The following is an 829-nucleotide window of genomic DNA, read 5'->3' as shown; positions in this document are numbered from 1 at the left end:
CAACATAATCTCTTCTTAAGTCTGTTGTAATTTTTGGTGCTGCTTTTTTGATGTGTTCTTCCACTACTAATTCCCTCCTTAAAGCCTTTTTGTTTCTATCGTTATTTTAACGAATTATTTTGCACATAGCTAGACTTATTATTTAGCCATCCACTCCTGAAATTATAAAAATAGTTAATTGATAGTTAGAGAAAATCAGCATGATTTTTCAATCATACTGATTTAAATTAAATTCTTCGATTAAACTGATCAATTTTTCGGGATAGTCAGGATCGGTAGCATAGCCGCTTGCTTCTAATGCATGAGCAGCTTCTTTGTAATCTTTTGCTGCTAAAACTGCAGCATATTGATCGGGATTCCAAGTAGTTCCCTCAACAAATAATTTGGCATGATCATCCATCGATTCTTGCCAACTGGTGTATTTTCTAAAAGGGGCTTCGACCTCAATCCATTGTCCATCAACAAACTCTTTTGTATTCATGACAACTGTTTGATCTGGGTCGCTGCCTTTGATACCAAAAAAATTATTGTTTTTAAGGGAGAGTTCACTTCTGCCCCAATCTGATTCTAAAATAGCTTGAGCTATGCTGACGCTTGGTAAAATAGCGTATTTTTCTTCTAAGATCTGGGCATAATCTGCTGTTCGTTCGATAAACTCTTGTTTGTTGCTAGTTTCATCTGAAAAAGGCTCGGTTATAGTAGGAGCGATGGTTGACGTTAACAAAACCAATGCACCAAAAAAAATAAACACAATTAAAAATATACTGAACAACACATAGCTAGGCGATAGTCGAAAAAACTTTCGTGAAGCTTTTTGATACTTTTTCTT

General features: G+C 35.1%; 1 protein-coding gene. It reads right to left on the bottom strand.

The features are described 5' to 3' along the window. Positions 1-208: 208 nt before the first annotated feature. Positions 209-829, bottom strand: a 621-nt coding sequence (locus tag RT405_RS11740) for a glycoside hydrolase family 73 protein (RefSeq protein ID WP_396163784.1), incomplete at its 5' end; no start/stop codon positions are given.

This window comes from Carnobacterium sp., from assembly GCF_032094055.1.
Taxonomy (GTDB): Bacteria; Bacillota; Bacilli; order Lactobacillales; family Carnobacteriaceae; genus Carnobacterium_A.
The sequence above is the reverse complement of the archived record's forward strand: the minus strand, read 5'-3'. Positions and strand labels throughout refer to the sequence as shown.